General features: G+C 68.3%; 12 protein-coding genes. 8 read left to right on the forward strand and 4 right to left on the reverse strand.

Features of this window, described 5'->3' with window-relative positions:
* The first annotated feature begins 68 nt into the window (after nt 1-68).
* The 7 genes from LRH25_RS18215 to LRH25_RS18265 all read left to right on the forward strand — a co-directional run bounded on the left by LRH25_RS18215 (nt 69) and on the right by LRH25_RS18265 (nt 10,321).
* A complete protein-coding gene (locus LRH25_RS18215) occupies nt 69-1,859 on the forward strand; it encodes a methyl-accepting chemotaxis protein (RefSeq protein WP_231011876.1) in 1,791 nt (596 codons plus the stop codon).
* Between the two features lie 162 nt (nt 1,860-2,021).
* Entirely contained in the window at nt 2,022-3,569 is a 1,548-nt protein-coding gene (locus LRH25_RS33155; RefSeq protein WP_141290998.1) for a methyl-accepting chemotaxis protein, read from the forward strand.
* A gap of 8 nt (nt 3,570-3,577) precedes the next feature.
* Nucleotides 3,578-5,509 (forward strand): Cache 3/Cache 2 fusion domain-containing protein, encoded by a 1,932-nt coding sequence (locus LRH25_RS33160; RefSeq protein WP_310742433.1) that lies wholly within the window; start codon nt 3,578-3,580, stop codon nt 5,507-5,509.
* Between the two features lie 162 nt (nt 5,510-5,671).
* The gene (locus LRH25_RS18245) at nt 5,672-6,130 is read left to right on the forward strand and encodes a cache domain-containing protein (RefSeq protein WP_141290418.1); all 459 of its coding nucleotides are present in this window, start codon (nt 5,672-5,674) and stop codon (nt 6,128-6,130) included.
* 30 nt (nt 6,131-6,160) lie between these two features.
* Nucleotides 6,161-7,879, forward strand: coding sequence for a methyl-accepting chemotaxis protein (locus LRH25_RS33165; RefSeq protein WP_310742434.1), 1,719 nt, complete (start codon nt 6,161-6,163; stop codon nt 7,877-7,879).
* A 91-nt stretch (nt 7,880-7,970) separates the two neighbouring features.
* Nucleotides 7,971-8,504 (forward strand): chemotaxis protein CheW, encoded by a 534-nt coding sequence (locus LRH25_RS18260; RefSeq protein ID WP_141290422.1) that lies wholly within the window; start codon nt 7,971-7,973, stop codon nt 8,502-8,504.
* A 263-nt stretch (nt 8,505-8,767) separates the two neighbouring features.
* Nucleotides 8,768-10,321, forward strand: a complete 1,554-nt coding sequence (locus tag LRH25_RS18265) for a methyl-accepting chemotaxis protein (protein ID WP_141289326.1) — start codon at nt 8,768-8,770, stop codon at nt 10,319-10,321.
* Between the two features lie 27 nt (nt 10,322-10,348).
* Here the strand turns inward: LRH25_RS18265 and LRH25_RS18270 are convergent, their stop codons facing one another.
* Complete coding sequence (locus LRH25_RS18270; RefSeq protein ID WP_170200965.1) at nt 10,349-11,413, reverse strand: hypothetical protein; 1,065 nt, start codon at nt 11,411-11,413, stop codon at nt 10,349-10,351.
* 254 nt (nt 11,414-11,667) lie between these two features.
* On the opposite strand from LRH25_RS18270, the gene LRH25_RS18275 reads away from it, so the two are divergent.
* Nucleotides 11,668-12,483: an SHOCT domain-containing protein gene (locus LRH25_RS18275; RefSeq protein WP_141289328.1), complete on the forward strand. Its 816-nt coding sequence runs from the start codon at nt 11,668-11,670 to the stop codon at nt 12,481-12,483.
* A 61-nt stretch (nt 12,484-12,544) separates the two neighbouring features.
* Here the strand turns inward: LRH25_RS18275 and LRH25_RS18280 are convergent, their stop codons facing one another.
* From LRH25_RS18280 to LRH25_RS18290, 3 genes are all read right to left on the reverse strand, one after another.
* Nucleotides 12,545-12,874, reverse strand: coding sequence for a type II toxin-antitoxin system RelE/ParE family toxin (locus tag LRH25_RS18280; protein WP_141289329.1), 330 nt, complete (start codon nt 12,872-12,874; stop codon nt 12,545-12,547).
* A complete protein-coding gene (locus LRH25_RS18285) occupies nt 12,871-13,143 on the reverse strand; it encodes a YlcI/YnfO family protein (RefSeq protein WP_141289330.1) in 273 nt (90 codons plus the stop codon). The genes LRH25_RS18280 and LRH25_RS18285 overlap by 4 nt, the downstream gene beginning before the upstream one ends.
* A 100-nt stretch (nt 13,144-13,243) precedes the next feature.
* A complete protein-coding gene (locus LRH25_RS18290; RefSeq protein ID WP_375142181.1) occupies nt 13,244-15,817 on the reverse strand; it encodes an ABC transporter permease in 2,574 nt (857 codons plus the stop codon).
* Nucleotides 15,818-15,896 lie beyond the last annotated feature (79 nt).

Consider the following 15,896-nt stretch of genomic DNA (forward strand, 5'->3'; position numbering starts at 1 on the left):
CGAGGCGGCAACGCCGGCCTTTGCCACTTCATTGCCTTGAACCCAAGAAACACCGGAGCCTACCCACCATGATGACCTGGATGCGGAACTTCAAGATCCGATTGCGCATGCAAGGCGCGATCGGCATCGTGCTGGCCTTGTTCGCACTGGTCGGCGCCACCGGCCTGATCGGCGGCAGCCAGATGGCCGAACTGAACACCTCGTTCATGACCGCCTCCATCCTCGAGATCAAGGATGTTGCGTCGATCCGCGAGCACCTGGGCGCCGTGCGGCTCTACGAGAAGAGCATGGTCATCGACTACGAAAACACGGCTTCGGTGCAGGCCCATGCCGCCAAATGGCGCGAGAGCGTGGCCTCGCTGAACAAGGCGATCAATGCGCTGCTCGAAGGCGAGGAAGATGAAGACAACGCGGTGGCACGCGAGGCGCTGAAGGACGTGGCGGCCTACACCGAGGGCACCAGCCGCGTGATCAAGCAGATCGAGGCCGGCGCGTTCGACAACGCCCGCACGGCCGACAAGATGCTGGGCCGCGCCAAGGAATCGATCGCGTCGGCCGAGACCAAGTTCGAGAAGATCGAGCAGATCATCGACAACGAGGCCTTGAGCACCCAGCGCGAGTTCAACGAGAAGATGCACATGACGCTGATCATGTTCATCGGCGTGCTGGCGGTGGTGGTCATCGTCGTCGTGCCGGCCACGCTGCTGAACTCGGCCTCCATCATCAAGCCGATGATGCATGCCACCGAAATCGCCAACGCGATCGCCGAAGGCGACCTGACGCACCGCATCGACGCCACCGGCAAGGACGAGGCCGGCGAGCTGCTGCGCTCGCTGCAGCACATGCAGCAGTCGCTGGCCGGCCTGGTCGGTGAAGTCCGCAGCACCTCGGGCAGCATCCATGCGGCGGCCAGCGAAGTGGCCTCCGGCAACACCGACCTCAGCGCCCGCACCGAGCAGGCCGCCAGCAGCCTGGAAGAAACCGCCAGCGCCATGGAAGAGCTGACCGGCACCGTGCGCCAGAGCGCCGACTCGGCCAACCATGCCAGCGAGCTGGCTGGCTCGGCCTCCAGCGTCGCCGAGCGCGGCGGCGAGGTCGTGGCCCAGGTGGTGCACACGATGGACGAGATCAACAGCGCCAGCCGCAAGATCGCCGACATCATCAGCGTGATCGACGGCATCGCCTTCCAGACCAACATCCTGGCACTGAACGCCGCCGTGGAAGCCGCCCGCGCAGGTGAGCAAGGCCGCGGCTTCGCGGTCGTGGCCGGTGAAGTGCGCAGCCTGGCTGGCCGCTCGGCCGAAGCCGCGCGCGAGATCAAGCGCCTGATCAATGCCTCGGTCGAGAAGGTCGACACCGGCGCCCGCCTGGTGCAGGACGCCGGCAGCACCATGGGCGACATCGTCAGCTCGGTGCAGCGCGTCACCGCCATCGTGCGCGAGATCAGCACCGCCGCTTCCGAGCAGAGCAAGGGCATCAACCAGGTCAATTCGGCCGTGGTGCAGCTGGACCAGATGACGCAGCAGAACGCCGCGCTGGTCGAGGAAAGCGCCGCTGCCGCAGAGAGCCTGAAGGACCAGGCCAGCCGGCTCAACAGCGTCGTGGCGCGCTTCCGTGTCGACGCCTCTTCCCCGGTCGCCGCCCCGGTGGCGGTGCCGGCCCCGAAGGCGCCCGCCGCCAGCCCGACCTCGGCTGCGGAGGCCAAGCCCGCCGCGTCGCCGTCGAAAGTCACCAAGCCGGCCGCAACCAGCACCGTCAAGGCCGTCGCCAAGCCCGCAGCCGCACCGGCGCCGCGTGCCCAGGCCGCCACCGCTGCGACCAGCGCCGCCATCAACGAAAGCGACTGGGAAACTTTCTGACCCCCGATCAGCGGACCACCGCTTCCTGACGCCAGAACCCGGCAAAGACCGGGTCATGCCCCGCGCCCTGCGCGGCGCGTGGCGACAACGGATACCCATGGAGACGCGAGCTTTGCCGTCCGGGCCACCCCAGGCCCGCTCCAACCCATCCGCGCCATCGCCATGAACCACTTTCTCCGCCGCTTCACCATCCGACAGCGGCTGCTGGGCAGCACCCTCACCCTCTGCATCCTGATCCTCGCAATGGGCGGCTGGTCCGCCATCAGCTTCCGCGCGCTGCAGCAGCACGTGGGCGACATGCTGGACATGCAGGCCGCGACCTCGCGCGACACCAGCGCCATCCTGGCTGCGCTCGAACGTGTGCAGCGCCTCGAACAGTCGGTGATGCTCAATGGCAACAATGCCAACGAAGCCGGCGACTACCACGCGCAGTGGAAGAAGACCGTTGCCGCAACCCGCACGCAGCTCCAGGCCGTGATGGCCGACCCCGAACGCGCCGCCGCCCTCAAGCCTGGCGTGGACGGCTTCGAAGCCCACGTCAAGCCGCTGGAAGACATCCTGCAGCAGGTGGTGGACGCCAAGATGGACGCCACCGCCGCCTATGCCTACGCCGGCCAGGCCCAGGCCGACCTGGACCAGGCCCGCGACGTGTTCAACAAGTGGGTGGTGCAGACCCATGAGCAGATTGCCAGCACCCGCGAAGCCGACCGCAGCTCCGAAGCCGCACAGTCCAGCGTTCGCATTGGCGTGATGCTGGTGGTGCTGGGCGGCATGGCGGCACTGATGCTGACCATGGTGCGCTCCATCACCGGCCCGCTGCACCGCGCCGCCCACCTGGCCGGCGACATTGCCAGGGGCGACCTGTCGGCCAACATCGCCGACGAAGGGCGCGACGAAGTGGCCAATTTCATGCGCGCACTGGGCGACATGCAGCATTCGCTGCGCGGCATCGTCGGCCAGGTGCGCGACAGTGCCCACAGCATCCGCATCGCCAGCGACGAGGTTGCCACCGGCAACCTGGACCTGAGCCAGCGCACCGAGCAGGCCGCCAGCAACCTGCAGGAAACCGCAGCCTCGATGGAGACGCTGACGGGCACCGTGCGCCACAGCGCCGACGCGGCGCTGCAGGCCAGCCAGCTCGCCACCTCCGCCTCGGCCGTGGCCCATCGCGGCGGCGAGATGGTCGAGCAGGTGGTGCAGACCATGGCGCAGATCAACCAGTCCAGCCGCAAGATTGCCGACATCACCGGCGTGATCGACGGCATCGCCTTCCAGACCAACATCCTGGCGCTGAACGCCGCCGTCGAAGCCGCCCGCGCCGGCGAGCAAGGGCGCGGCTTTGCGGTCGTGGCCACCGAAGTGCGCAGCCTGGCGCAGCGCAGCGCCAACGCCGCCAGGGAAATCAAGGGCCTGATCGGTGCCTCGGTCGACAGGGTCGAGAACGGCGCGCGCCAGGTGCAGGACGCCGGTAGCACCATGGGCGAGATCGTCGCCTCGGTGCAGCGCGTCAGCAGCATCATCAACGAAATCAGCGGCGCTGCCGGTGACCAGAGCCGTGGCATCGGCGAGGTCGGCACCGCCGTCAACCAGCTCGACCAGATGACGCAGCAGAACGCCGCGCTGGTCGAAGAAAGCGCTGCCGCAGCCGAGAGCCTGAAGCAGCAAGCCCGCCAACTGGCCGACGTTGTCGCCACCTTCCGACTCGGCTGAAACTCCGAATGCAAACCTCACACCCCTCTTCCGCGCGCCCTTCGGGCTCGATCGCCCGTGACGTGGCCTTGCTCGGAGCCAGCGCCAGCCTGCTGATGCTGCTGGCCGTCGGCAGCCTGCTGGGCTGGCGGGCCACCCGGGCCGAGCAGCTCCAGGTGACGCAGCAGGCGCTGCAGCGCACCGAAGCCGTCGCCCACATGATCGACGCCTTCGACGCCGCGGCGCGCGAGTCGGCCCTGCAGGCCCACGCCGGCTTCCGCTCGCTGCTGCCCGGCACGCTGAGCCTGGCCGATGGCCAGCTGCTGCACGACGGCACCGTGTTGAACAATGAATTTGCGGAGGTCGACAAGTTCCACACACTGACCGGCGGCGTGGCCACCATCTTCATGCGCGACGGCGACGGCTTTCGCCGCATCAGCACCTCGCTGAAGAAGGAAAACGGCGAGCGCGCCGTCGGCACGCTGCTGGACCCGGCCAGCCCGGCCTGGAAGCCGGTCAATGCCGGCGAGCCCTTCGTCGGCCGCGCGGTGCTGTTCGGCAAGCCCTACATGACGCGCTACGAGCCGGTCAAGGACAGCGGCGGCAAGATCATCGCGATCCTGTTCGTCGGCTTCGACCTGAGCGCCATCCAGGCCTCCATCGTCAAGGTGGTCAACGAAGGCCGGCTGTTCGAAACGGGCGGCCTGGTGCTGATCGACCCGAAGAAGGAAGCCAAGGACGCGCTGCTGCTGGCCCACCCGAATGCGGCCGGCAAGAAACTGCTGGAAGTGGCGCCACAGGCCGAGCTGCTGCTGAGCGCCACCGACACGCCAGTGGCGCTGCCAGCTGGCGCACTGCTGCGAGGCAACCCGGCCGACGACAGCCAGCGCGCCGTGGTGCGCAGCGTGGCCAGCACCGGCTGGCTGCTGGTGGCCGAATGGTCGCAGCGCGAGGCCTTGCGCGAGCACTGGGCCGCGATGCGCTGGCTGGCCGGGCTGGTGCTGGGCAGCGCGCTGCTGCTGGGCCTGGGCCTGCGCGACCTGATGCGCCGCCGCGTGGCCGCGCCGCTGGCCGAGCTGGCCGTGGGCGTGCACCGCCTGGCCGACGGGGACCTGCGCGAACCGATGCGCAGCGGCCGCAACGACGAAGTGGGCGCACTGGCAAAAGACCTGGAGCACATGCGCCAGCGCTTCAGCCAGGCACTGCTGACGGTGCACGACAGCGCGGAAGCGATTGCCCATGCCTCGGCCGAAGTCGCCGCCGGCAATGCCGACCTGAGCCAGCGCACCGAGCAGACCGCCAGCAACCTGCAGCAAACCGCCAGCGCGATGACCCAGATGAACGGCACCGTGCGCCACAGCGCAGATTCGGCCCAGCAGGCCGACACGCTGGCCGGCTCGGCCAGCGAGGTCGCACAGCGCGGCGGCACAGCGGTGGGCCAGGTCGTCGCCACGATGGACCAGATCAACCACGCGAGCCAGAAGATCGCCGACATCATCGGCGTGATCGACGGCATTGCCTTCCAGACCAACATCCTGGCGCTGAACGCCGCCGTGGAAGCCGCCCGCGCCGGTGAGCAAGGCCGCGGCTTCGCGGTCGTTGCCAGCGAAGTGCGCTCGCTGGCCGGCCGCTCGGCCGAGGCGGCGCGCGAGATCAAGCGCCTGATCCAGGCCTCGGTCGAGCAGGTCGACAGCGGCACGCGCCAGGTGCGCGACGCCGGCGCGACGATGGAAGAGATCGTGCGCTCGGTGCGCCGGGTCGGCGACATCGTGCGCGATATCAGCACCGGTGCCGCCGAGCAGAGCGACGGCATTGGCCAGATCCACCTCGCGGTGGGCCAGCTGGACCAGATGACGCAGCAGAACGCGGCGCTGGTCGAAGAAAGCGCGGCCTCGGCCGACAGCCTGCAGCAGCAGGCGCAGGCCTTGAGCGGCGCGGTGGCCAATTTCCGGCTGCGCTGAGCCGCGCCCACCGCCTTCTCACCATCAGGTCTTCGCGGCAGTTGCCGATATCCCTCGAAGACAAGTTGATTGCCCCGTGAACAACACCGGCCCGTGCCAGGGCCAAGCCACCGGCCAGCCGCCTCGCGCGGCACCGGATTTCCTCAGCCCAAGGAGACACCCATGCGCCATTTCACCGCCACCCTGATCACCGCCGCCGTCGCTCTCGGCTGCTCCGTCGCCCATGCCGCCGCAGGCGGTGCCACCGAGGCCGACGCGATCGCGATGGTCAAGAAAGGTGTGACCTTCGTGAAAGCCAGCGGCAAGGAAAAGGCCTACGCCGAAATCACCAGCAAGACAGGCCAGTTCCGCCATGAAGACCTGTACCTGACCGTCTACAGCATGGACGGCACGGTGCTGGCCCACGGTGCCAACGAAAAGATGGTGGGCAAGAACCTGATCGAGCTGAAGGACGTGGACGGCAAGGCCTTCGTCAAGGAACGCGTGGAGCTGGCCAAGGCCAAGCCCAGCTTCTGGCAGGACTACAAGTTCACCAACCCCGAGACCAAGAAGATCGAGCCCAAGGCGATGTACTGCGAGCGGCTGGATGAAACCGTCGTCTGCGGCGGCATCTACAAATAAGCCGCAACCCGTGCCGCGCCGGAGTCCTTCATGAAACTTGGAACCAAACTGCTGCTGCCGCCCATCATCACGGCCCTGGTCGCGTTGACCGGCGGCGCGATCAACGGCGCGCTGATGCAGCGCGAGGCCAGCAGCAATGCCGAGGTCTTCACCGCCGCGCTGGACCAGTTGCGCACCGTCACCAGCGTGCAGGAGCAGATGGGCCAGATGCACAGCGGCGTGTATCGCACGCTGACGCTGATCGCCTCGATGGACGAGCCCGCCGTGAAGGCGGTGCGCACCAGCCTGCCCAAGCAGGTGCAGGACATCTCCCGCGTGGCCCAGGACATCAGCGACCTGCACGACGACCAGGCCTTGCGCGACAACGCGCAGCAGGTCGCCAAGGACCTCGCCGCCTATGCCAAGCAGGCCGATCAGGCGATTGACCTGGCCCAGGTCGACCCGAACACCGGCGTGGCCGCGATGCAGGGTGCCGACGCCAGCTTCAAGGCGGCCAGCCAGGCCATGTCCAAGCTGATCGACAGCATCGAGGCCGCAGGCCAGCACACGCAGGAGGCTTCTGCCTCGCGTGGCCAGCGCAATTCGCTGGGCCTGGGCCTGCTGAGCCTGCTGCTGACGGCGGTGGCGGTGCTGGTTTGCGCCGCGCTGCTGCGCAGGGTGATCCAGGCGCTGCGCGAAGCTTCGGCGCTGGCCGAGGCGGTGGCCGATGGCGACCTGTCACAGCAAGCCGGCGAGAACCAGCGCAGCGACGAGATCGGCCAGCTGCAGCGCAGCCTGATGCGCATGGTGCAGCGCCTGCACGACTCGCTGCAAACGGTGCGCCACGCGGCCAGCAGCATCGCCACGACCAGCAGCGAAATCGCCACCGGCAACCAGGACCTGTCCAACCGCACGGAGCAGACGGCCGGCCGGCTGCAGCAGACGGCTTCGTCGATGCTGCAACTCACGGGCTCGGTCGGCCAGAGCGCCGAAGCCGCAGCGCAAGCCAACCAACTCGCCAGCTCGGCCGCCGAGGTCGCCCAGCGCGGTGGCGCAGCGGTCGCCGAGGTGGTGACGACGATGGACCAGATCCAGGCCGCGTCGCGCAAGATCGGCGACATCATCGGCGTGATCGATGGCATCGCCTTCCAGACCAACATCCTGGCGCTGAATGCTGCCGTGGAAGCCGCCCGTGCCGGCGAGCAGGGTCGCGGCTTCGCGGTGGTGGCCGGCGAGGTGCGCAGCCTGGCCGGGCGCTCGGCCGAAGCCGCGCGCGAGATCAAGGCGCTGATCGGCGCCTCGGTCGACCGGGTCGAGAACGGCTCGCGCCTTGTGCAGGACGCCGGCACGACGATGAACGAGATCGTCGAATCCTCGCGCCGCGTCTCCAACATCATTGCCGAGATCACCGCCAGCACGGTCGAGCAGCGCGACGGCATTGGCCAGATCAATGGCGCAGTGGCGGAGCTGGACCAGATGACGCAGCAGAACGCCGCACTGGTCGAGGAAAGTGCCGCCGCGTCCGACACCATGAAGCAACAGGCCCTGCGCCTGGCGCAGGTGGTGTCGACCTTCCAGCTCAGCGCCACCAGCCACGCCGAAGCGCCGCCAGCTGCGCCCAAGCCCAAGGCCGCCGCCAGCACCGCAGCCCCCACGGAGAGCGCCAGGCCCGCCAGCAAGCCGGTGCCGGCGAAGCCCCGCGCATCGGTGGTGGCACAGGCGGCAGCGCCAGCAACAGCCGGTGGCGACACCGACTGGACGAGTTTCTAGAAGCCCCTTCACATCGCCGGGAAACGGCCGATATCAACGTCATGCGGTGCCGCAAGAAGGCCCGCCCATCCCACGCAAAGGACCCAACACCATGGACATGATCACCGAAGCCAAGCAAGTGGCCCGGCACGAGGCCGCGCGGGCGGGCAAGGCCGCCAAAGGCGCTGCCGCCGTCACGCACGGCGAATACCTGAGCTTCCGCCTCGGCGGCGAGGAATACGGCATCGACATCCTGCGCGTGCAGGAAATCCGCTCCTACGAGCAGCCGACCCGCATCGCCAACGCGCCCGCCTTCCTGAAGGGCGTGGTCAACCTGCGCGGCGTGATCGTGCCGATCATCGACCTGCGCGTGAAGCTGAACTGCGAACAGGCCGAGTTCAACGACTTCACCGTCGTGATCGTGCTGAACATCAAGGGCCGCGTCGTCGGTGCCGTGGTCGACTCCGTCTCCGACGTGCTGGAACTCTCCAGCGACGCAGTCAAGGAAGCTCCGGCCATGAACGCCAATGTCGACATGTCCTTCATCACCGGCATCGCCAACGTCGGCGAACGCATGCTGATCCTGATGGACATCACGCAGCTGATGAGCTCGTCCGACATGGGCTTGATCGACGACAACTCCTGAAATGGGGCGCCCGGTTCGGCGGGAAATGGAGCACCCGGTTCGGCGAAACGCCGAACCACCCGCCGGGCGGGTTGCGCGGCCGCCTTGAGGCGGCTCGGCGCCGGCCGCCGGGGGCGCTTCGTTCACCCGCCGTGCGGATTCGAGAAGGCCGTCGCTTGCGACGGCCTTCTTGCTTTGGCGGGCCAGCGTGAACACCTCAAGCTGCGTTGCCGCTGAGTCGATATCCCCCACACAAACCCGAACATTGAAAGGCTCGTTTCGCCATGTCCTTGAACCGATGGAAGCTGGGGGCCCGGCTGGGCGGGGGATTCGCCATCGTGCTGAGCCTGATCGCGGCGATGGCGCTGACCGGCATCTGGCGCCTGCACTCGCTGGAGGCCTCGATGCGCGCGACGATGGAAACGCCGCTCGCCAAGGAGCGCATGTTCGAGGAGTGGTATCGCAACATCGCCGTCGGCGTGATGCGCTACACCGCCATTGCCAAAAGCGCCGACACGACGCTGGAAGCGCAGTTCGCGCCCGAGGTGAAGATCACCACCGCGCGCGGCACCGAGATCGCCAAGCTGCTGGAGGCCATGCCCAAAAGCGCCGAGGAAAGCAGCCTGCTGGAAGGCGTGTACGCCGAGCGCAAGAAGTACATCGCGGCGCGCGACAAGGTTGGCGCCGCCAAGCGCGAGGGCAACTCCGAAGCCGCGGAGCAGTTGCTGGCCAACGAGTTCCGCCCCGCCGCCAAGGTCTACATGGAGAAGATGCAGGCGCTGATCGACTACCAGCACCGGCACATCGACACGCTGGCCGCCGAGAACGACGCGCTGGCTTGGCAAAGCCAATGGCTGATGGGCATGCTGGGCCTGGTGGCACTGGGCCTGGGCGCCTGCTTCGCCTGGCTGCTCACCGTCTCCATCACCCGGCCGCTGGCCCGCGCCGCAGACGTCGCCGGCCAGGTTGCCGGCGGTGACCTGCGGGTGCAGGTGCGGGCCGAGGGCCGGGACGAGGTCGCCGTGCTGATGCGCGCACTGGGCTCCATGACCGACAACCTACGCGACCTGGTCAGCCAGGTGCGCACGACGACCGACAGCATTGGCACCGCCAGCTCGGAGATCGCCACCGGCAACCACGACCTGAGCGCCCGCACCGAGCAGACCGCTTCCAGCCTGCAGGAGACCGCCGCCTCGATGGAACAGCTGACCGTCACGGTGCGCCAGTCCGCTGCCTCGGCCCAACAGGCCAACCTGCTGGCCGCCACCGCCGCCGAAGTGGCCGCGCGCGGCGGCACCGTGGTCGGCGAGGTGGTGGCGACCATGAGCGCCATCAGCGCCAGCTCGAAGAAGATCGCCGACATCATTGGCGTGATCGACGGCATCGCCTTCCAGACCAACATCCTCGCGCTGAACGCGGCCGTGGAAGCGGCCCGCGCCGGCGAACAAGGCCGCGGCTTCGCGGTGGTGGCTGGCGAGGTGCGCAACCTGGCCCAGCGCTCGGCCGGAGCCGCCCGCGAGATCAAGAGCCTGATCGGCAGTTCGGTCGAAAGTGTCGACGGCGGCGCCCGCCTGGTCGGCGACGCCGGCCGCACCATGACCGAGATCGTCACCTCGGTGCAGCGCGTGAGCCACATCATTGGCGAGATCACCACCGCCACCGCCGAGCAGAGCCAGGGCATCAGCCAGGTCAATGGCGCGGTCACGCACCTGGACCAGATGACGCAGCAGAACGCCGCGCTGGTCGAAGAGTCGGCTGCGGCGGCGGAGAGCATGAAGCAGCAGGCCGAACAGCTGACCCACCTGGTCGGCCGCTTCCGCCTGCCGGCGAACGCTTGACGCTGAACCGCCTGACGGGCCCGGGCTTCAGGGCTTGGGCGTGAGCAGGAACACCTTGGTCAGCCCGGTGAAGACGTTGTAGGACTCACCGGCGATCAGACCCGCGTCGTTGACGGCCATGGCCTGGCGCAGCCGCCAGCCCAGCGCCAGAACAGCCGGCTCCACCAGCTGGTTCAGGTCGGCGATCTGGCCGTTGGTCCAGATCGTGGCGTGCGGATAGCGCTCGGAGGCGGTGTAGGCCCAGCCGACCACGGTGCCCAGGTTGTTGAGCGCCTTGGCCTGGCTGATGCTGCCGCCCAGCGTGCCCAGGTCGATCACGCTGCCGCCGCTCCACAGCGTCGCGTGCACGTTGATCGCGCCCAGATCCGACACGCCGGCCATCTCGCCGTTTTCATTGAGCGCATAAGCCTCGCTGAATTGACCGCCGGGCAGCGTGCCCATGTCGGTCACCACGCCATTGATCCAGCGCGCGGCATGCTGGTAGCCGTCTGCGGTGATGGCCCAGCCAGCCACCACGCCAGCATCGTTGATGGCAGTCGCCTCGCTTTCCTCGCCGCCCAGCGTGCCCAGATCCAGCGGGGCGGCGTTGCGCCACAAGGTGGCATGCGAACGGCCTGGCGTGTACTCCGCACGGCCGACCACCTCGCCACCGGCATTGACATCGGCGGCATACGAGATGCGGCCGGTGGGCAGCGGCGGCAGCACCGTGTAGTTGTCTGCGCTGCCGTGCCACCAGATGCCGGTGGTCTGCGCGTTGTATTCGCCATAGCCCACCACGTCGCCGGTCTCGTTCAGGCCATTGGCAGCGCTGTTGCGCAATTCGTCCGGCCCGAAGTCCACCGCCAGCTTCTGCTGCCACACCGTGGCATTCGAGAAGCCCGATGGATTGCCCGAAGCGCCGGCCACCCAGCCGTTCTGGGCCATGGAAGTGGCCCGCTCGAAGTCGCCGCCCAGCGTAGGCAGGATGGTGAAGGTGTAGGCAGCAGCAGCCTGGGCGGGCGTGACAGCCAGTGCGGCAAGACAGACGGTCGATGCGCCCAGCAGCAGCCGAACAGCAGCCACCCGCGAGGCAAAAGCAGGTGAAAGGTGCATCACTTGGTTTCCGTTCAGAAAAAGTTGAGGAACAGCCATGGTCGCCAAGGCCGGGTCGGCTGTCTCTCCCCTGTTCGGCGTCCATCCATGTGGCGCTGGGCGCGCCTCGACGACGTTCAGGCCGGCCACGGCGACTGCCCCCGGAACAGGCCTGTCATGCGGGCGCCTCTACCATTGGCACCCACCGGCCCTGATCGGCTGGTGTGACGATCTTTCCTTGCGCCACCAGGCGTGCCAATCCGAGGCTCCGCGCGATGCGACACCTTTCCCCCGCCGGCCAGCAGGCCATCAACGACATCGCCCAGCGACACGGCTTCAGCCAGGACGCGGTGATGCACATGCTGGACGCCGTGGTGCGCGGCAACGGCGGCATGGCGCAGTTCAGCCATGGCGAGTTCGCCGGCTCCGGCCAGTGGATGCGCGGCGGCATGACCATGGTGTCGGACATGTTCAACAACTACCTCAAGGGCCGGGTCGACAACCTCTGCAGCGAGCTGTCCAACCTGGTCGCCCAACAGCCCGGCCTGATGCAGGCCGGCAGCTTCCAGTCCCAGAACCAGGGCGCTCCGATGCCTGCGGTGGGCTGGGGCCCGTCCGGCGACTCGGCAGACAACAGCTACGCATCGGCCGACAACCTGTTCACGCCCCCGCCGCCCGACTGGTGGGGCCCCAGCCTGCGTTTCCCGAACAGCACTGGCAGCCAGAACGGCGCCCGTTACGCCTACTTCGCCCAGGCCCGGCGCCTAGCGGTGGACATTGGCGGCACCGTCACCATCTACGACACGCTGGACCACCAGATCGGCGGCTTCTCGCAGCAACAAGCCGCGGACGGCACCATGACCTGCAGCAGCCAGTACGGCACGGTCCCGCTGAACAGCCTGCCGGTGGTGTCGATCAACGGCATGGCGCCGCTGCCAGTCAACCCTGCGCCGATGTCGTTCGGCAATTCAAGCGCATCGCCGACCGATCTGCTCGCAACCCTGCAAAAGCTCGCCGAGCTGCATGCCGCGGGTGTGCTGACGACCGAGGAGTTCAGTGCGAAGAAGGCGGAGTTGCTGGCTCGGCTGTAGCCAAGCCTTGCCGGACACAAACACCGCGCGGGCGCCGACATCAACCAAGAAGATGCAGGCTTCAGTGATAGTCCTCTTCGCGTTGATGGCGGACAGCCAACACGAGTACCTTGGCCTGCACCTCCTCCATCGTCGGAATGACTTCGAAGAGGGCGACATAGCCGGTGCGGCCGAATGGGATGACCAGTTCACGCCGGCGACCGCCTGCTGTCGCCTTGCGGCAAATGAACGGATTGGTCTTCAGCTGGGCCGAAACCGCTTCTCCGATGGCGGCGATCGCGTGCTGAGCCGCTTCGATGTCCTCGTGAGTTTGAGCCCGACTCAGAAGGTGTTCGTGGAGGCGGATCAAGTCCAACCTGGCGGACGCACTCAGTTCAACCAGGTAGCTCACAGGCCAAGCTGCTTGCGTCTGGCATCGGTCATGGCCCTCAGCTCGGCCAGCACGTCATCGACAGGATAGGCCTCGCCCGTGCGTTGGTAGTCCTGCCAGGACGCCTCGCCGCGAGCGTAAAAGTCATCCTGCACACGCCGGAAGTCGACCGCCTTGCGGACCGAGGCCTCGACAAACTCCGAGAGCGTCTCGCCCTCACGAAGCACTGACTCGAGGTCAGCGCGGAGCTGCGGCTCCACGCGCACTTGGGGAAGGATTGAAGTCTTCATGCGACCATTGTGTTGCATTCGCGTTGCAACGTCAAAGCACAGCCGGGCGAACCTGAGACTCGAATGCTTCGAGCTTGGGGCCAATGATGACCCCGGCGAGTCAAAGCAACCCCGCCCGTCTCAAGGTCTCCATCACCGGCCGCCTTAGCAACTCCCTCAACCCCCACCACCCCGCCGCCAACGCCAGCAAGGCACCGACCAGCGCGCCCACCACCGGCACCCAGGGCGCGGCGGTCCAGGTGAAGTCGAAGGCGAAGCGGGCCAGGGCCCAGCCGACGACCATCGCGCCGAGCGAGGCCAGCACGCCGGCCAGCGCGCCTACGCCCAGCAGTTCTGCCCGCTGCACCTGAGCCAGCAGGCGGCCGCTCGCGCCGCAGGCGCGCATCACGGCATACTCCCGCGCGCGTTGCTCGCGGGTGGCGCTGAGTGCGGCGAACAGCACGGCCAGGCCGGCTGCGACGGTGAAGACGAAGAGGTACTCGACCGCCTGGATCACCTGGTCCAGCACCTGCTGCAGCTGGGCCAGCGTGGCCGAGATGTCGACGGCGGTGACGTTCGGGAATTCGTGCGTCAGGCGGTTGTCGAAGCCAGACGTGGCCGGGGCGCGGAAGGCGGAGATGAAGGTGGTGGGCAGGTCCGGCATGTCGGCCACCGGGAACATCACGAAGAAGTTGGCACGCATCGAGGTCCAGTCCACCTTGCGCAGGCTGGTGACCTTGCCTTCGCGCGGCTGGCCGCCGATGTCGAAATGCAGCACGTCGCCCAGCTTCAGGCCCAGGTTCTTGGCCAGGCCTTCTTCGACGCTGAGGCCGTCGGCCTCGCCAGCTCGCCATTGCCCGGCGACCAGCTGGTTGTGCGCCGGCATCTGGGCCGAGTAGCTGAGGTTCAGCTCGCGCTCGACCGAGCGGCGCGCGTCCTCGCGCTGCGCCAGCCGTTCGGCAATGGGCTCGCCGTTGATCGTCGTCAGCCGGCCGCGCACCATTGGGAACCAGTCGCCGCCGGTCACGCCTTCCTTCACCAACTGCTGGCGGAAGGCCTCGGCCTGCTCGGGCACGATGTTGATGACAAAGCGGTTCGGCGCATCAGGTGGCGTGGACTGGCGCCAGCTGGTGATGAGATCGGTGCGCAGCAGCACCAAAAGCGCCAGCGCCATCAGGCCCACGGCCAGCGACGAGACCTGCAGCACCGCAAAAGCCGGCCGCGCCGCGACCTGGCGCGTGGCCAGCACCAGCCAGCGCGGCGCCCGGCTCTCCGGCACCAGCCGGCGCAGCGCCAGCACCGACAGCCAGGCCAGCAGCGCAAACACGCCGACCGCCGCGGCAAAACCGCCGACCGCGATCAAGCCCAGCGTCAAGTCCCGCGCCACGCCCATCAGCAGCGCGGCAAACGCGCCGCCCGCCGCCAGCAGCACGCCCAGCGACAGCGGCTTGATGCTGCCCAGCTCGCGGCGGATGACGCGCAGCGGCGGCACGCGCGCCAACTGCAGCACGGGAGGCAGGCCAAAGCCCAGCATCAGCGTGATACCCACGCCCATGCCAAACGCGGCGGGCGCCCAGCCGGGCGGAGGCAGCGTGGCCGGCACCAGGCTGCCCAGCAGGTTGACGAACAGCCCGTGCAGCGCGAGGCCCGCCAGCACACCCAGCAGGCTGGCCAATACCGCCAGCGCGCCGAACTCGATCGCGTAGATGCCGGCGATCTGCCGCTGCGACAGGCCGAGCACGCGCAGCATCGCGCAGTCGTCCAGGTGGCGCTGGGCGAAGTCGCGCGCGGCAATCGCCACCGCCACCGCGGCCAGCAAGGCCGCCAGCAAGGCGACCAGGTTCAGGAACTTGTCGGCCCGGTCCAGCGTCTGCCGCATTTCCGGCCGGCCGGAGTTCAGGGATTCGACCCGCGTGCCGCGCTGGCCCTGGTCCTTGATCGCCTGCTGGGCCCAGGCCATGTAAGGCGCCAGCGCCTTTTCCTGGCCCAGCGGTGCCACCAGCAGCGTGCGGTAGGTGATGCGGCTGGCCGGCTGCACCAGGCCTGTGGCCGGCAGGTCGGCCTCGTTGAGCATGACGCGTGGCGCGAAGCTGAGGAAGCCGGTGCCGCGGTCAGGCTCCAGCGCGATCAGCGCGGCAATGCGCAGCTGCGCGTCGCCCAGCAGCAGCGGGTCGCCCACCTTCAGCGCCAGCGCCTCGGCCAGCGCCGGGTCCACGAAGACCTCACCAGCGGCCGGCATGCCGGGGCCGGGCTTGGCAGGACCGTTGGCGGTTTGCTGCAGGCTCAAGGCGCCACGCAGCGGGTAGCCCTGGCTGACGGCCTTCACGGCCACCAGCCGGCTGGCGCCGCCCAGGCTGTCCGGCGCGCGGGCCATGCTGGGAAACTGTGCCGTGTGGGCCGCCACCAGGCCTTGCTTCTGCGCTTGCTGCACATAGTCCGGCGGCAGCGGGTGGTCGCTGTTGATCACCAGGTCGCCGCCCAGCAACTGGGCCGCGTCGCGCTTCAGGCCGGCCTGCAGCCGGTCCGCAAAAAAGCCGACCGCGCTAAGCGCCGCCACGGCCAGCACCACGGCCACCAGCACCAGCCGCAGCTCACCTGCAGCGAAGTCGCGCAGCATCTGCCGGGCGGCGAGGCGCCAGATCGACGGAGAAACCGCGGCCGAAGCGGCGGGCGAGACGGGTGACGTGTCGGGCATGGCCGCCACGGTACACGAACGTTCCCAGCCAAGTCGAACGCTGCGTGCAAGCCAATCGAACGACCAGGGCCGCGGGGGC

The organism is Ideonella azotifigens (assembly GCF_021043325.1).
GTDB lineage: Bacteria > Pseudomonadota > Gammaproteobacteria > Burkholderiales > Burkholderiaceae_C > Ideonella > Ideonella azotifigens.